Raw genomic sequence first — 16,827 nt, forward strand, 5'->3', positions numbered from 1 at the left:
TTGATAGTGAGTAAACTCATGGTATTGTCTTGAACAACAACTGTTTTTTCTAATTTTAAGGTAATGGAGCTGTTTTGATGTCTGATCCCTATATTTTGGTTTTATATTATTCGCGTACTGGTTCTGTAGCCCAGTTAGCCCAATACATAGGGCGTGGTGTAGAGCGTGTTGTGGGTATTGAAGCACGATTACGAACGGTACCGCCTGTATCTACTACGTGTGAGGCGGTAGATAAAGCGATTCCAGATAGTGGTGCACCCTACGTTACTTTAGATGATCTCCGTAATTGCCATGGACTTGCATTAGGAAGCCCCACTCGTTTTGGAAATATGGCTTCTCCTATGAAATATTTTCTGGATAGTACATCATCTTTATGGTTGGCCGGTGATTTAGTGGATAAGCCTGCTTGTGTTTTTTCTTCTTCTGCCAGCATGCATGGTGGTCAGGAAACTACTTTGTTAAGCATGATGCTGCCTTTGTTGCATCATGGCATGGTCTTATTAGGCGTTCCTTATTCTCAACCGTCTTTAAATGATACAGTTACCGGAGGAACTCCCTATGGGGTGACCCATGTTTCTGGAGTGGCAAATGATCGACCTCTGAGCCAGGATGAAATTAATTTAGCAAAACATCTAGGCGAGCGTTTGGCTCGGGCGGCCCTTAAATTAAATGATGAAATGCGCTAAATTATGTGATGTAGCTCAGAATTATTTGACCATGATATCCTGGGTTTCATTGTGTATCATTAGGATGCAATAAATATTAAGTGAAAAAAATGAAAGTAATTAGTTTTAATGCCAATGGAATCCGTTCAGCGGTACGTAATGGATTTAATGAGTGGCTTGCAGTTCAAGACGCTGATTTTGTTTGTATTCAAGAAACGAAAGCTCAACCGGAGCAATTAATTCCAGAAGAGTTATATTATCCACGCGATTATTTTTGTGACTATTATTCGGCGCAGAAGAAAGGGTACAGCGGGGTGGCGATTTATGCCCGTCACAAACCTAATCGTGTTGTGAAAGGCATGGGCTTTGACTATTGTGATAATGAGGGACGATACATTCAATTTGATTATCCCAAATTCAGTATTATCTCACTTTATTTACCCTCAGGTACTAGTGGTGATGAACGTCAGGCGGTTAAATATGATTTTCTCAAACAATTTGCCGAACATTTAATAAAACTAAAAAATGAAGGACGCGAGCTGATTTTATGTGGTGATTATAATATTGCTCATAAAAAAATCGATTTGAAAAATTGGCGGGGGAATCAAAAAAACTCTGGATTTTTGCCTGAGGAACGCGCCTGGATGGATGAATTGTTTGGGACTATGGGGTTTGTTGATGCGTTTCGTGTACACAATCAGGAAGAAGAGCAATATACCTGGTGGTCTTTTCGCGGGCGTGCATGGGAAAAAAATGTGGGGTGGAGGATTGATTATCAAGTAATTACTCCTGGCCTTATCGCGGATGTGGTTGACAGTTGTATTTTTCGGGAAGCCCGTTTTTCTGACCACGCTCCTTTGCTCATTGAATATAAAGGAGATTGGTGTGCTTAAATTAGCAAGTTGGAATGTAAATTCATTGAAGATAAGACTGGAGCAAGTATTACAGTGGCTGGAGTCTAGTGGCGTGGATGTTCTTGCCATACAGGAAACGAAGTTGCTTGATGAAAAATTTCCTGTTACAGCGTTTACTGAGAAAGGCTATCACGTAGTGTTTTCAGGGCAGAAAACATACAACGGTGTTGCTGTCATCAGTCGATATCCTTTATCGGATGTTCTTACCGATATTCCTGATTTTGTGGATCCTCAACGTCGCATCATAGCTGTTACTGTTGCGGGTGTTCGTCTAATTAATTTATACGTTCCTAATGGTTCGGAATTAACTTCGGATAAATATCAATATAAGCTGGATTGGTTGCAAAAAATTATTGCATTTATTCAACAGCAAATGAATGTCTTTACGAATATAGCTGTAGTTGGTGATTTTAATATTGCTCCTGAGGATCGCGATGTTCATGACCCTGTTGAGTGGATAGGTTCTGTGTTGGTAAGTCCTGCTGAACGAGAAGCTTTTACGCAATTATTGCAACTTGGGTTTCATGACAGTTTTAGAAATTTTATTCAGGAGGAGCAATCATACAGCTGGTGGGATTATCGTGCGGCTTCTTTTAGACGTAATCGGGGTTTACGGATTGATCATATTTTGCTGAGTAAACCGCTGAATGCACTATGCAGGCAATCAGTTATTGATAAAGAACCGCGCAAAGTAGAAAGACCATCTGATCATGCGCCCGTTTGGGTTGAGTTGGATTTGAATGTGGGTTAGACAAGGGTGAGGGTTAATTGATGGCAGTCAATCCCTCATCTGCCCTAAAGGGCACCTTCTCCCTTGTAGGGAGAAGGGAAAGATGATTCACTTCATGGTGTTGCCAATTCCATACCGGCTTGTATCTTTAATCTGTAAGCAAAAAAGCTTAATCTCAAGGGCACTTGAGATGGGAGAAGTGATCTTGTAACCGGGCAAGGCATAAAAGCCTGATGTGTAGATTAGGACCTTCTCCCCACTTATCAATCGACCGAACAGTATCTTAGGCCGCTCTCGTCAAAGTAAGCCTGTATTCGCAAGCTTGGTCAATGATAAATAACCTCAAGTATTTTTTACAGCCATTGGAGATTAGCATGAGTGCATATGATTTTATAGGTGTTGATATCGCTAAGGATAAGTTTGATAGTGCTCTAGCAATCAATAACCGTTACAAACATGCTGTTTTTCCTAATAACAAACAAGGATATCAAGCATTTCATAAATGGCTTGAGCAACACACAATATCTCCTTGGGTCTGTATGGAAGCAACTGGTCATTACAGCGAGGGGCTTGCTGACTTCTTAACGGAAAAAGGAATTCGAGTGAGTGTCATTAATCCCTTTCAAATTAAGAGCTTTGCCAAAGCCTCCCTAGCACGCAATAAAAATGATACGATTGATGCAAAAATCATTGCCCAATTTGGTCAACGTATGGAACCCCGCCTTTATCAGCCAAGCTCTATAGAGCAAAAAGAAATAAGAGAGTTAACTAAAGTATTGGATATGCTAAAAGCCCAGGTCATTCAATTAACGAATCAACTACATAGCCTTAAGGGACATGCAGCACAGAAAAGCGTCAAGAAAATGATTGAGAAGCTGGAACAAGAAATTAAAGCCATTCAACAACAAATTGATGAACGCATTGATAATAATAAGCAGCTTAGAGAGCAATTTGAATTATTACTGTCTATTAAGGGTATTGGAAAACTTACTGCCTATCAGATATTGGCACGTATGCCTGAAGTACAATGCTTCCAAACAGCAAAACAATTCGCTGCCTATATGGGGATTACTCCCAAACAACATCAATCAGGTTCTTTTATCGGCAAAACTACGATTTCGAGACTCGGTGACAGCCGATTAAGAAAGGCTCTTTACATGGCTGCTTTAGTTGCCAAACGTTACAATAAATCGCTGCTTCCTTTTGCTAATAAACTTCAAGCGAAAGGCAAAACACCGAAAACAATCATTTGTGCTGTGATGCGCAAGTTAGCTCACATTATTTTCGGTGTCTTAAAAAATAAGCAAGCTTTTAATGAACATTTAACTTGCTTTTAAAGACAGTATCTACACACTTATCATTTATTTTGCAACGTTTCAAATAAAAACCAAATTCGCCGTTCTGTTTCATCAATATAAACTTCCAAAATGCTTGTGGTGGCAAAATCATTTTTTTTGCTGCACACTTCATGAACCTTTCTCATGTTTTTTAAAAAACTCTTATTATCTTCTAATAAGTTTTGCAGCATATCCTCTGCAGACAAGGTCTCATTAGCATCTTTAAGTGTCTGTAATTGTTTGATCTGTCCAATAGAATGGATGGTTCTTTCTCCTAATTTGCGTACGCGCTCTGCTAAAACGTCTACCATTGCGAAAATTTGTTCGCTTTGCTCATCCAATAAAAGATGATAATCACGATAGTGGGGACCCGTCATATGCCAATGGAAATTTTTTGTTTTAACGAATAAAGCAAATGTGTCGGCTAGGAGTGGATTAACAGCTTCAGCAATTCTACGACGATCTCTGATATCGAGGTCATTTGGTGTTTCAAGCTTATATAATTCCAATTTTTTCATTTTAACTCCCATTAAATTAATTCGTTTTTATAAGAGTAGACCATCATTGCTAATTTGTACCGCAGATTGGTGAAAAATATTACTAAAAAAGTGCAATTAACCTAAGAATTGGAATATAATAATCTTGGTAAGGATTATAAGCTTGATCATATCCTACGGTTATTGATTATTGGTTTATATTTGCATTTTTTGCTTTTTTTGTTGCAAGTCAGGTGAGAGATAGTATCCGCGCTGTTTGATATAAAAAATTGCTTTACGCATATTTTTCTGCTATTGTTTTGCGTCATTTGTCGAGTATGGTGCTTGGCCTTGGGTTCAGGTGGCGATACTCATTATTATAGAGAGTAGTATTATGAAGGCATCAATTCATCCTGAATATAAAACTGTTAAGGTTACATGCAGTTGTGGCGAGCAATTTGAAACTCGTTCAACTTTATGTAAAGATTTGAATATTGAAGTATGTTCACAATGTCACCCTTTTTATACTGGTAAGCAAAAACTGGTAGATACTGGAGGACGTGTGCAGAAGTTCCGCGATCGTTACAGCCAGCGTTCTACGCAAGCGAAAGACGAAAAGAAATAAGGCGCGTGATTTTGCGCCTTATTTATGTATACTTCACTCGAAGTATAGCTTATTGACAGATTGTTCCTGCAATGCTAATTTTCGTTGGTTGTAGGTTCTTGTCGTTCAATTCTTGTTTCAATCCTCATCATCTTATGGCTGTTTCTCTTGATTCCTTAAGAGTTTCATAGTCAGATGTTTGTGTGTGTCTATGACACTTCGGTTGTAACGAATTGATTAAGGGTTTGGTAGGATTTTTAGACCTTACTAAGTTTTGTTTTATATGTAAGAGAGTGAGTATTTTGGATAATGAAGTTTTAAAGCAGTGCGCATTAGATTATCACGAGTTTCCAACCCCTGGAAAACTTGGTGTTCATATTACCAAATCAACTGACTCTCAGAGTGATTTGTCTCTGGCTTATACGCCTGGTGTTGCAGCTCCAGTGATTGCAATAGCAGAAAATCCCGAAGATGCTTATCGTTACACGAATAAAGGAAATTTAGTCGCGGTAATGACCAATGGCACTGCGGTGTTGGGTTTGGGAGATCTTGGGCCTCTCGCCAGCAAGCCAGTTATGGAAGGTAAAGCAGTATTATTCAAGCGTTTTGCTGGCATTGATGTATATGATATAGAAATTGATGCCCATGATTCGCAAGCTTTTATTGCTACGGCAAAACGTATTGCTCCCACTTTTGGGGGGATTAATCTGGAAGATCTTAAAGCCCCTGAATGTTTTGAAATTGAGCAGGCTTTAATTGAGCAATTGAATATTCCAGTGTTTCATGATGATCAGCATGGTACAGCCATTGTTGTTGCGGCGGCATTGCTTAATGCTCTTGAGTTACAACAAAAAAAATTAGCTGATGCAAAAATTGTGTGTATTGGCGCAGGTGCGGCAGGAATTGCTTCTATGCGATTACTTGTTGCCTTAGGTGCTAATAAAGAAAACATGCTGCTTTTAGATACCAAAGGCGTGATCCATTCAGGTCGTGCTGATCTAAATGCTTATAAATTCGCTTTTGCACGTACAACTGAATGTCGAACTTTGGCTGATGCATTGGTTGATGCCGATGTATTTATTGGTGTTGCTAAGCCTGATTTATTAGATGCGGATTTATTGAAATTAATGGCACCTAATCCTGTTATTTTTGCATTGTCTAACCCTGATCCAGAAATTAGACCTGAATTAGCCTTTCAGGTACGTGATGATTTAGTCATTGCGACTGGGCGTAGTGATTATCCTAATCAGGTTAATAATGTGTTGTGTTTTCCTTATATTTTTCGTGGTGCGTTGGATGTACGCGCTAAGTGTATTAACCAATCAATGCAAATTGCGGCAGTTGAGGCTATTCGTCAACTGGTGCATGAGCCCGTTCCCCAGGTAGTAAAGGACAATTACCCAGGTGTTACGCATTGGGAGTTTGGTCCTAACTATATTATTCCCAAGCCCATAGATCCTCGTTTAAGAGAACGAGTTCCCGCTGCTGTAGCACAGGCTGCAATAGCAAGTGGCGCAAATCAAATGAGTTGTAATTTAGAATAAAAGTGGTCCTGTGTGTAATAAGGTATCTCAAGGTGTAACCATATGCCGGATGAGCTATGCCTGATAACATTGAGGATAACAATAGGTGAATTATAAAGATAAGAGTTTTAACTGTTGAATTGAAAACAGTGAATGCTCTTGCTTTACAAATATTAAGGAGATTGCCTTGATTTCTGAAAACCGTAGAAATTACGCATTAATTGGATGGCTTATTTGTGGTCTTGGAGCCTTGTTTTACAGTTATGAATATTTGCTTCGCATAGCACCTAGTGCGATGGAAAACGCGCTGCGTGAACATTTTAATTTGTCAGCCACTGGGTTTGGACACATTTCATCGATATATTATTATGCCTATGTCCCTATGCAGTTACCCGTAGGGATTATGATGGACCGATATGGCCCGCGAAGATTATTAACCTTTGCTTGTTTGATCTGTGTCATTGGAACTTTTTTATTCACCGGGACCACTTCTTTTTGGGTTGCCGCCTCTGGACGTTTTTTAGTTGGTTTAGGTTCTGCGTTTGCATTCGTAGGGGTATTGAAGTTGGCAACAATCTGGTTGCCTGAAAATAAACTCGCTATGGTTTCGGGTCTCACTTCGGCGTTAGGAACAGTAGGAGCCATGCTGGGCGATAATTTTTTAGAATTATTTGTAAATCAATTAGGATGGATTAAAACCTTAAATATGACCGCATTCTTCGGGATTGTCTTAACCTTTGTTTTATGGTTAGGAATTCACGATAAAAAAGGTCGATACAGACAAAGTGGTACTGTTTCTGATTTGAAAACAGGTTTAGTTGATTTAAATATAATAATCAGTAACAAGCAGATATGGATTAATGGATTATATGGTTGTATGGTGTATCTCCCTACAACAGTGTTTGCTGAATTATGGGGTATTCCTTATTTAAGGAATGCTCATGGGTTATCTGCGCACGGTGCTGGTTTAGCGAACTCATTGCTCTTCTTAGGTTTTACTGTAGGTGCTCCCCTAATGGGTTATTTTTCTGACCGAATTGCACGCAGAAAATTACCTATGTTTTTAGGTGCTAGTGTTGCTACGGTGCTCATGGTGGTTATCTTATATTTCCCTGGTTTGACCGAAACGAATGTCCAAATACTTATGTTTTTCCTGGGTCTATTTTATAGTGCACAAGCAATCGTATTTGCCGTCGGCAGAGAGTTGAGCCCTGGGGAAGCAGCGGGTACAGCGATGGCGTTTACGAATATGATTGTCATGCTCGGTGGTATGTTATTGCAGCCTTTAGTAGGACATTTATTGGATTTCAGCTATTCCTTACGAGGTGGCGCGTCAATCTCTTCAGCTTTGGTTGTTGAAAATGTTAATCGGTTATACAACATGACTGATTACCGCATAGCACTTGCTTTTATACCGATCAGTATGTTAATTGCCGCTTTATTAACCTTCTTTTTAAGGGAAACTCACGCTCATGCACCTAAATAATATCGTTTCAAGAAAACAATTGCTTTATGGCATGTTTATCTGCTTTGTTGGAGCTGTTTTTTATTGCTATGAGTTTATCTTACGCATTATTCCTGGTGTTTTACAGACTGAGTTAAGCATCGCTTTCGGGCATATTTCTGCGACTACTTTTGGTCAGATATCTGCCTTATATTATTTTGCATACTCTCCAATGCAAATGCCTGTAGGCATGCTTATGGACCGATTTGGTCCTAGACGACTTCTCACTTTTGCCTGCATCTGTTGTACTGTGGGTTCCTGGATGTTTTCCCTGACTTCGTCCATGTTTTTGGTAGGGGCAGGGCGTTTCTTAGTGGGCTTTGGTTCGTCTTTTGCGTTTGTGGGAGTATTGTCTCTTGCCCTACATTGGTTGCCCAGACGTTATTTTTCTTTAGTTGCCGGACTGATGACTACTTTAGGCATGTTAGGTCTTGTTTATGGTGAAGTGAAGATTACCGAATGGTCTCAAAGCATGGGTTGGGAACAGGTATTATTACTGATCGCAATTGTAGGTGCCGGATTGAGTGTATTCATATTCATTGTAGTGCGTGATGGACCTGAAGGACATCATCCTAATAAGCATCCTTTGCCAGAGTTTTTTCAAAATGTGCTGAAAGTCTTAATGGCTCCTGAGGTTTGGGTCATCGGTTTTGTCGGCGCCTGTTTGTATACTTCTTTGTCTGTATTCGGGGAGCTGTGGGGGAAAACTTATTTAGAACAAGCACATGGTTTGACGAAAGTTGAGGCCGCGAAAACTGTCTCCGCAGTTTTTTTAGGTTGGGCAGTTGGTGCTCCTATAGCAGGCTATCTCTCTGATCGTTCAGGCAGACGTTTGTTGCCTTTGGTTTTAGGTGCAATTTTAGCCTTGATTTGTATTAGCATTGTATTGTACTGGCCGGGTCTATCCTATGTCAGTTTGAATGTTTTATTGTTTTTGTATGGCGTATTTAGTGCCACAGAAATTATTGTATTTATCATGGCTAAAGAATGCAGTGGTGCTTTATTATCCGGCACGGTATTTGCCGCAACAAATATGATAGTAACGCTTGGTGGGGTAATTTTCCAACCCTTGGTTGGTAAATTACTGGATACTTTTGGTGACAGTGGCATTGTGGAAGGAGAACATATTTATACGGTAGTTGATTATCAGGTTGCTTTATCTATATTGCCTCTTTCATTATTGCTCGTTACTATTCTTGCTTTCTTTATCAAAGATCATAAAGATCATCCAATTCAATAAATTGTACCTTTGTATCTCCGTCATCCCTAGTTGCACTCGGGATGACGATAATAGGTTCAGAGTTGCATTTCTCGGCTACATATCAATTAAATATAGCGATTAATTCTTTTACCGGTCGGCGTAATGAGCCCTGGCAATTAATAAAACGTGCTACGGGAAAACTCTTGATTTCTGCTTTCCTATAGTGGTATCGAGTAAATTCGGTGTCGTGATTGGACAAAATAACTGGTATACCTTTTGCTGCTGTTTCCTTAGCCAACTCAGTTAGTTCTATTTGATCTTCTGTGGTAAAGAGTTTTTTAGTGTAGGGTAAATGGTGTGATTTCTCTGAGAGTAGTACGTAAGGCGGATCGCAATAAATGACATCACCTCGCTCTGCATATTCAAATGTTTTTCTAAAGTCATTATGGATGAATTCGGCGTGTTGGCTTTTATGGTGAAAAAGCTGCATTTCCTTGTGCGGGAAATAAGGTTTACTGTACAGCCCAAATGGTACATTATAAAACCCTTTGGAATTATATCGACATAATCCATTATAACCATGCCGGTTTAGGTAAAGAAAAAGTGCGGATTTTTTTGGTGAATGAGCTGAGTCATTAAAATCAGCTCTGATTTGATAATATTTTTCTTTCTGATTGAATTCAGGTCTGAAATAGCTTTCGCAGAACTGAATAAAAGCATCTCCTTGTTGTTGCAAGGTGGTATAAAGATGAATTAAATCAGGATTACTTTCTGCCAACAGATAGGACGAATAATTCGCATTCATAAAAACAACGCCTGAACCAGCAAAGGGCTCAATTAAACGTTTACCCTGAGGAAGAAAGGGAATAATCTTTTCCAGGCAGTTGTATTTACTACCTGCCCATTTAAGAAAAGGTCTTATTTTCACCATAGGTTTTACCACGATTTATTCAGAAAGAAGTATTGCTTATTTTTAAGAAAAAAAACAGAATTTTTTTTTGTTGAACGATTAGGATCTGTTTCCATAATTGCTGATCTCTATTCCCAAATTATGGGAAATAAAGGGTGATCCATGGGGGCACCTGCTGGAAGTTGTTCGACCAAACCTGGGAAATCAGGCGAGGTAACCCATTTTCTAGGGGCATGAGTTATATCATCACCAAGAAAACGAACCGAAAACACTCTTCTTCGTTGATTATAATTCACTCCGTTTGCAGAATGAAGCGTCAGCATATGAAAGCAAACCACATCACCAGGGCTTATTGTCCAACCGATAATAGGATAATCTTCAGGTTTTGCATCAATATCAGGCAGCTCAGCGAGGCTTCCCTCAGGAAACCATTTTGCTTGATTATCCATAAAAGAACGAGGCATAAGCCAAGGTCCTACATGAGAACCCGCAACGAACTCTAAAGTGGAATTCCGTGGCACGGGATCAACAGGTATCCATAAACTGCAATTTTGTCTTCCTTCAATGTTGTAATAAGGCTGATCTTGGTGCCAGGGAGTTCTTTGTCGAGTACCTGGTTCTTTGACTAAAAGATGGTCATGATAAAGTCGAGTTTTTTTACTCCCCATGAGTTTCTTCGCAATAAGACTAATCGGTGATGCAAAAATAAATTGTTGGTAATGAGGATTGGTTTGCCAGGTGCAAAAATCCTCAATAAATAGTCCTGGATCATCACTGTTACTTGCAATTTTAACCCTAGGACTAGGTGATTTTAGGTTGAGTTCAATGCCTTCGCGAAGTAATTCTATTTCTTCAGCACTTAAAATTTGGCGAATACAAACGGCCCCGTCCTTTTTATAAGCATCAATCTGATCCTGAGTAATAGCCGCCTCAACACGCTGGATAATTTGTTGAGAAATGGAATGATTTTTCATGGGTAATCAGAAAAAATGTGCTACTTCCATTGATAATACTAAACTTTAAGAAAAAGAACTATTTCTTGATGAGTTTACTGGTGAGGGGGCAAACTTCCTAACCTAGACAGGTTTCTTTCAACAAAGCTGCAAAAAATAAAATGAAGACAAATACTTAATTTAAATAATTCATGAGCGTAATGCAAAGTTGTGATATTTTACAGCTTTGCTAAAAAAAGGATTTGTAAGTGCATGAGTTGAGATTAAGTTCTAGTGAGCGAAAAATTATTTTCCTTGCTTCTTTGGGTGGTGCTTTGGAATTTTATGATTTTGTCATTTACGTTATTTTTGCACCGATAATCAGCCAAGTTTTTTTCCCAGAAACGGACCCATTGGCTTCTCTGATGAGTGTGTATGCCGTTTTTGCAATTGGTTATTTAATCCGTCCCCTAGGCGGAATTGCCTTTAGCCATTTTGGAGACAAATACGGCCGTAAGAAAACTTTTATTTTCTCAGTTATCCTGATGGCTGTTCCAACGGTCCTTATTGGCTTTTTACCCACATATCAGCACATAGGAATACTTTCGAGTATTCTTTTGATTTTTTTGCGTTTATTGCAAGGATTATCAATTGGAGGTGAAATTCCTGGGGCATTAACTTTTGCTTGTGAACATGTGAATCCTCGTTCTCGAGCACTGGCTTGCGGTGTGATTTTTTCTTTTCTTAATTTAGGTATTTTTCTAGGGGCTTTGATTAGTTTAATCCTCACGAATCAACTTTCAAATGCTCAATTGCTAAACTTCGGTTGGCGCATCCCCTTTATATTGGGTGGACTGCTTGGCCTATTCAGTTTCTACATTCGTAAACGGTTGGCCGAAAGTCCCTTATTCCTCGCATTTAAGAATTCAACCGAGAATAGGCGAATTCCTTTTATTGAAGCAATTACCTTATACTGGCGAAAGATTTTACAAGGTATCGGTTTAACCTGCTTGGGTTCCGTGATGATTAATTTATTGTTCTTATATATGCCCACATATCTTTCAACGATCCTTGCTTATCAGAAACAGCAAGCGACCTTATTCAATACGATTAATCTGGGTTTCTTTTCTTTATTACTGGTATTTTTTTGCTGGTATAGTGCTCGAGTGGGGCGTAAGTTAGTTCTTTTAGTTGGTGCGATTGGTTTTATTTTATTAAGTCATCTCTTATTTATTATTTTAGCCAGGCAAACTACAGTATCACTGTCTATTGCTTTAGCCATTTTTGCTATTTTGAGTAGTTTATTATGGTTTATCCCAGCTTGCTGGTTGAATTATTCCCGGTCTCTATTCGATATACCGGGATTGCTATTTCTTATAATCTTGCATTTGCTTTTTTCGGAGGTTTAACCCCTTTTATTGCTACTTATTTAATCGAAAAATTGAACACGAATCTTGCCCCCAGCTTTTATCTAATGGTGAGTGCAATTCTGTGTTGTATCGCCCTACTAACTATTAAAAAACTTGATGCAGAAACGGAGGTATCATTGTGAATTTGGCAGTAAAAGCTTTTCTTTTTTTCAGTTTATTTTGTTTGTTGTCTTTAGCAAATGCAATGAGGCCTTTTATTATTGATACGGATGTGGGGGTGGATGATGAATTGGCAATCCTTTATTTGTTAGCACAAAAAGACATCGATATTAAGGCGATAACCATAGTGGGTACTGGCGAGTCTCATTGTGCTTCAGGATTAAGCAATGTCGCTGGATTGCTGGCCTTAATGCATCATGAAAAAATTCCACTAGCCTGTGGGCGTAATAACCCAATGACTGGAACGCATCAATTTCCTGATTGGTTACGGAAACTTGCTGATAATTTAGTAGGTGCTGCAGAGTTACTGCCGAAAGTTAAGGTGGTGCCAACCCAGAATGCAATACAATTGTTGGAATCTACTTTAAAAAACGCAAAAGAGCCTGTTGAGATTTTAGCAATTGGTCCGTTAACCAATCTGGGTGAGCTTGTGGCCAAAATCCCAGAAATAAAAAATAAAATTAAAATGATTTATATTATGGGGGGAGCAGTGGATAGCCCAGGGAATTTGGTGGAAGTGGATCACTCAATTAAAAATACCACTGCAGAATGGAATATTTATATTGATCCTTATGCTGCAGATAAAGTATTTCGGTCAGGCATCCCTATTACCCTGGTTGGCCTGGATGTGACGAATCAGGTTCCGGTAACAACGGCTTTTTATGAAAAATTGAAACAAAACCAAACGAATCTGGCCAATCATTTTTTCTATGAACTTTTTCATCGTAATGAGGCGGAAATCTTTGAGCATAAGTGGTATTTTTGGGATGTACTTTCTGCAGTAGTAGCCTATGATAATTCAATTGTTAAATCCCATTATAAAAAATTGCGGGTGGTATTAAATCCAGAGGAGCGCTCGGGGACTACAGTAGTGGATAAAAAGGGTAATACGGTGCGAGTCTGTACTTCAATCAATAAAGAACACTTTGAAGATATTTTAATGGAGACATTAAAGAAGAAAATGTCCTAATGTGGTGTCGCAGGGTAACTCCGTCATTCAGGGCATAGCAAGGATCTCCATGCCCTGACACAGAGTCACGAGAGGAGATCTCTCGTGACCTCGGAATCCAGGGCTTGCTACGCTTTACCCTGGTTACAAAACATTTCTTAATGAGGAACAGAACGTTCTTCTTCAAAAAACTCTACTTTACCTGTCTTGATATCATGTAATCCAGCTACAATTCCAATTTGTTTTTTACTAATTAAATCGTTAATTATTGGACTTCTATTTTGTATTTCCCTAACGATTCTTAACGCATTGGCTTTAGCGATTGCATCGATTAATTTGGGATCAGCACAATTTTTTGTTTTTTGTTCTTCCATACTTTCGTTCACAACGGGCTTAATTTTGTCTAAAACATCAGTGAGATGTCCTAGTTGTACTCCACTACATGCGCCAGCCACCGCGCCACATGAAGTGTGCGCCAAGACTACAATGAGGCGAGAACCCGTTACTTTAGTTGCAAACTCCATACTGCCAAGAATATCGTCATTGAGTACGTTTCCAGCAACGCGTAAAGTAAATAAATCAGCCAATCCTTGATCAAAAAATAATTCAGGAACACTGCGTGAATCCATGCAATTGAGCACTACTGCAAATGGGTATTGACCATAGGAGGATTGATGTGCTTGCTTTAAATAATCTCTGGTTACTTGGGTGTTGGTTAAAAAGCGTTGGTTTCCCTCTTTCAAGCGTTGCAGGGCTTGTTTCGGTGTCATCTGTTGTTGTTTTTCTTGAGATATTGTTTTACCTAAAATAGGCGTTTCTGATGAATTGGCAAAGCTTGTTGAAACACAAATAAAACCCAATATTAAAATTCGTATCAGATACTGCATCGTCATTCTCCATTTTTAATTAGAAACCGTCCTTTTATGGATAATAAACTTAATCGCGCATCGAGTACACGTGTTTGTAAAAATAACTATTCAATACCCCTTGAAATTTAATAAAACGCCTCTATTTTTTGGATATGTCAAATAACAATTAGGAGAAAGTGATGAGTATCGTAAGACGTGATTATTTTCCTGTATACAATGAAATTGGATCCTTATTAGACAATTTTTTCAGAGGGCACCAATCAGACTCTTCAATTGTTGATACCAGTACATGGGCGCCTCCTGTAGATATTAAAGAAGAAAAAGATCGCTTCTTAGTACTTGCAGACATTCCTGGAGTGAATAAAGAGGACATACAAATATCTTTAGAGCATAATATCTTAACCCTTCGTGGAGAGCGTTACTTTGAGAAAACAGAAAACAAAGATGACTATACACGTATGGAGCGTTCTCAAGGTCATTTTTACCGTCGCTTTAGCTTACCGCAAACTGCTGATGACGCAAAAATAAGCGCTAAATACAAACAAGGCGTTTTGGAAATTTCAATTCCTAAAAAGGAAATGGCGGTTGAGAAAAAAATTGATATTACTGTAGAGGAGTAATCAGGCGTAATTTACCGTCATTCCGAGCTACATGAGGGACCTCCATGCTTGTGGCACGGTGGAACTAGGGAGATTCTGGTTGCACTCGGGGTGACGCTAGAATACATATTAAAAACTGGCAGGTTTGTTGGTCATTAGGTAAAAAACAATAATCAAACTAATAAAGGCTGGCCAACCTAAGCAAAACCAATATTTAAAATAACGAAAATAGATCGGAGGTAAAGGCATATTATTTTGTGCCGCCTCCACAGCAAAATCGCGCATCTTAATCTGAAGATATACTACAGGAAACCAACAAAAAGCAGCAATTAAATAACCAATAATTGATCCCATCACCCATAATGAGGTCCATGCATAACCTGCTAAATAGACCATCCAAAACCCGGTAAGCGGTTGAATAAAACCAGAGGTTCCAGTAAAAATCCAATCAGCAAGCACGACATAGCGTGTTGTAGCAGCAATCACTTCGGTTTTTCCTGTTTGATGTCCATACAACATAGTACAGGCAGTTCCTATACCCGTTCCAAAGAGAATAGTCGAGCTGATAACATGAATAAATTTGAGCCAAAAATAGAGCATTATCGATCGGACTCCAGGGCTAAATAAACTAAGATCGCAGCCAAAAGTGGAATATTTTTCGCTAAAGGCGCAAACGGTTCAAACCATAGATTAGGAAGTTTCCAGGTTAATAAAGCACTATAACCTAAAATAATTACCATTTGTACCAGAGTGATTTTTTTTAAGCGATTGCTACTCAATACAGCTAGGCCGATAACTGCATCCAGGATGCAGGCCCCATAAAATAAAATAGGTTGCCAGAACGGGTTCACTCCAATTTGGGCCAAAAGTCCATAGGAAGCCGCTTTGGGGTAGAAAAAAAGGCAACTAATTGCAGTAAATAACCAAATAAACGCAATACTCAACCTTAATAATGGTTTAAGAAAATAAAGTCGTGCATGCCAACGATCTTGAATAGAACTAGGATGACGATACATTCCCTCAGGGAATTCTTGAGGAGTAAAACCAATTTTATCTTGAAATGTTTGGGCCTCTTCAGGGCTTGTGATGCTGTTTTGCACAAGTAGCTTATAAGAGTTAGTATTTAAAATGGAATAGGGGATTAAATCGCCAATAAACGATGCAAGCTGGATAAGTTTTTCAGGGACAAAAAGCAATTTTGATGTTGCAAAACCTAGCCATGCACGCAGGTGATACAGGATATTACTTAAGCTAATCCGTTTGGCGCTTACCGCGTGTAATAGCAAATTTGGACCTGCAGGGAGTTCTACGAGTTTGATGGTGGCTTTAGATAAGTCTTCAACATGAATGGGTTGAAACTCCTGCCTTCCTTGCCCGGGTACAGGGGTAATCCAAGGTAATCCGCAAAGACCACGAAATAAAGAGGAACCGCCATAAGAACCACGTCCATACACTAGGGATGGGCGTAGAATAATTGATGGAATAGGAAGGGAAAGTAAATAGTCATCAGCTGCTTTTTTACTTTGAGCATAGGCGACATCAGATGTCTCAATGCCAAGAGCTGAGATTTGAATAATCTTTTTGACCCCGACCTGGACGCATGCATCAAATAAGATTTTCGGTGTCTCATAATGAATTGACCATATTATTTTGTTATTAGGATGGTAGAGAATTCCTACACAATTAATCACGAGATCAATTTGCTGCAAACGTTCGACCCAGAGACTGATGGATTGATCATGGATAAAATCACAAGCTATAACCCGTGCCGTGGGAAACAATTTTTGGGTGAACGCCACATCGCGTACACAACAAGTGACCGCATGCCCAGACGCAATCAGATCCGTTACAATGTGAGAGGCAATAAAACCTGATGCACCAGTAACCAATACATTCATTGTAGCCCCTTAATCATTTATTCAATGAGCTAATCATAATTTATTTGAGGTTTTATTGCAGCTGGAGCATGATTGGACGGGTAAGAAAATTTCCCTTCTGCCCATGGGGTAGAAGTGCCCTAGGGCG

Annotated in this window: 17 protein-coding genes; 11 read left to right on the forward strand and 6 right to left on the reverse strand. The window is 39.2% G+C overall.

What is annotated here, in order from left to right; all coding sequences use genetic code 11:
- Positions 1-77 precede the first annotated feature (77 nt).
- The 4 genes from wrbA to ACF8MK_RS09400 all read left to right on the forward strand — a co-directional run bounded on the left by wrbA (position 78) and on the right by ACF8MK_RS09400 (position 3,646).
- The gene (wrbA, locus tag ACF8MK_RS09385) at positions 78-686 is read left to right on the forward strand and encodes an NAD(P)H:quinone oxidoreductase (RefSeq protein WP_392536424.1); all 609 of its coding nucleotides are present in this window, start codon (positions 78-80) and stop codon (positions 684-686) included.
- 89 nt (positions 687-775) lie between these two features.
- Positions 776-1,558 carry an exodeoxyribonuclease III gene (locus tag ACF8MK_RS09390; RefSeq protein WP_392536425.1) on the forward strand — a complete coding sequence of 261 codons (783 nt, stop codon included), beginning with the start codon at positions 776-778 and terminating at the stop codon, positions 1,556-1,558.
- Positions 1,551-2,330, forward strand: coding sequence for an exodeoxyribonuclease III (gene xth / locus ACF8MK_RS09395; protein WP_392536426.1), 780 nt, complete (start codon positions 1,551-1,553; stop codon positions 2,328-2,330). Before ACF8MK_RS09390 ends, xth begins: the two co-directional genes overlap by 8 nt.
- A 353-nt stretch (positions 2,331-2,683) precedes the next feature.
- Positions 2,684-3,646 carry an IS110 family transposase gene (locus tag ACF8MK_RS09400; protein WP_392536427.1) on the forward strand — a complete coding sequence of 321 codons (963 nt, stop codon included), beginning with the start codon at positions 2,684-2,686 and terminating at the stop codon, positions 3,644-3,646.
- A gap of 20 nt (positions 3,647-3,666) precedes the next feature.
- Here ACF8MK_RS09400 and ACF8MK_RS09405 read toward each other — a convergent pair whose 3' ends face one another.
- Positions 3,667-4,164: a Dps family protein gene (locus ACF8MK_RS09405; RefSeq protein WP_028379809.1), complete on the reverse strand. Its 498-nt coding sequence runs from the start codon at positions 4,162-4,164 to the stop codon at positions 3,667-3,669.
- A 352-nt stretch (positions 4,165-4,516) separates the two neighbouring features.
- Between ACF8MK_RS09405 and rpmE the strand changes: the two genes are divergently transcribed.
- The 4 genes from rpmE (at position 4,517) to ACF8MK_RS09425 (ending at position 8,993) form a co-directional block, all read left to right on the forward strand.
- Complete coding sequence (gene rpmE / locus ACF8MK_RS09410) at positions 4,517-4,747, forward strand: 50S ribosomal protein L31 (RefSeq protein ID WP_265704501.1); 231 nt, start codon at positions 4,517-4,519, stop codon at positions 4,745-4,747.
- Positions 4,748-5,028: 281 nt separating this feature from the next.
- Positions 5,029-6,270 (forward strand): malic enzyme-like NAD(P)-binding protein, encoded by a 1,242-nt coding sequence (locus ACF8MK_RS09415; protein ID WP_392536428.1) that lies wholly within the window; start codon positions 5,029-5,031, stop codon positions 6,268-6,270.
- 166 nt (positions 6,271-6,436) lie between these two features.
- On the forward strand, positions 6,437-7,735 hold the full coding sequence (locus ACF8MK_RS09420) for an MFS transporter (protein ID WP_265704503.1): 1,299 nt from the start codon (positions 6,437-6,439) through the stop codon (positions 7,733-7,735).
- Positions 7,722-8,993, forward strand: coding sequence for an MFS transporter (locus tag ACF8MK_RS09425; RefSeq protein WP_265704504.1), 1,272 nt, complete (start codon positions 7,722-7,724; stop codon positions 8,991-8,993). The genes ACF8MK_RS09420 and ACF8MK_RS09425 overlap by 14 nt, the downstream gene beginning before the upstream one ends.
- An 82-nt stretch (positions 8,994-9,075) precedes the next feature.
- Here ACF8MK_RS09425 and ACF8MK_RS09430 read toward each other — a convergent pair whose 3' ends face one another.
- Positions 9,076-9,885, reverse strand: a complete 810-nt coding sequence (locus ACF8MK_RS09430) for a DNA adenine methylase (RefSeq protein WP_392536429.1) — start codon at positions 9,883-9,885, stop codon at positions 9,076-9,078.
- Positions 9,886-9,992: 107 nt separating this feature from the next.
- Positions 9,993-10,838, reverse strand: a complete 846-nt coding sequence (locus ACF8MK_RS09435; RefSeq protein ID WP_392536430.1) for a phytanoyl-CoA dioxygenase family protein — start codon at positions 10,836-10,838, stop codon at positions 9,993-9,995.
- A 227-nt stretch (positions 10,839-11,065) separates the two neighbouring features.
- Here ACF8MK_RS09435 and ACF8MK_RS09440 point away from each other — a divergent pair, with 227 nt between their 5' ends.
- On the forward strand, positions 11,066-12,205 hold the full coding sequence (locus tag ACF8MK_RS09440; protein WP_392536431.1) for an MFS transporter: 1,140 nt from the start codon (positions 11,066-11,068) through the stop codon (positions 12,203-12,205).
- A gap of 139 nt (positions 12,206-12,344) precedes the next feature.
- Entirely contained in the window at positions 12,345-13,355 is a 1,011-nt protein-coding gene (locus ACF8MK_RS09445; protein ID WP_392536432.1) for a nucleoside hydrolase, read from the forward strand.
- A gap of 137 nt (positions 13,356-13,492) precedes the next feature.
- Here ACF8MK_RS09445 and ACF8MK_RS09450 read toward each other — a convergent pair whose 3' ends face one another.
- On the reverse strand, positions 13,493-14,221 hold the full coding sequence (locus ACF8MK_RS09450) for a carbonic anhydrase family protein (protein WP_392536433.1): 729 nt from the start codon (positions 14,219-14,221) through the stop codon (positions 13,493-13,495).
- Positions 14,222-14,382: 161 nt separating this feature from the next.
- Here ACF8MK_RS09450 and ACF8MK_RS09455 point away from each other — a divergent pair, with 161 nt between their 5' ends.
- A complete protein-coding gene (locus tag ACF8MK_RS09455) occupies positions 14,383-14,823 on the forward strand; it encodes an Hsp20/alpha crystallin family protein (RefSeq protein WP_028379819.1) in 441 nt (146 codons plus the stop codon).
- A gap of 108 nt (positions 14,824-14,931) precedes the next feature.
- On the opposite strand, the gene ACF8MK_RS09460 is transcribed toward ACF8MK_RS09455, so the two are convergent.
- Entirely contained in the window at positions 14,932-15,402 is a 471-nt protein-coding gene (locus tag ACF8MK_RS09460) for a DUF2269 family protein (protein WP_392536434.1), read from the reverse strand.
- A complete protein-coding gene (locus tag ACF8MK_RS09465; RefSeq protein WP_392536435.1) occupies positions 15,402-16,700 on the reverse strand; it encodes an NAD(P)H-binding protein in 1,299 nt (432 codons plus the stop codon). The genes ACF8MK_RS09460 and ACF8MK_RS09465 overlap by 1 nt, the downstream gene beginning before the upstream one ends.
- Between the last annotated feature and the right edge of the window lie 127 nt (positions 16,701-16,827).

Origin of the sequence: Legionella sp. 227, from assembly GCF_043161935.1 — a bacterium.
Lineage (GTDB): Bacteria > Pseudomonadota > Gammaproteobacteria > Legionellales > Legionellaceae > Legionella > Legionella sheltonii.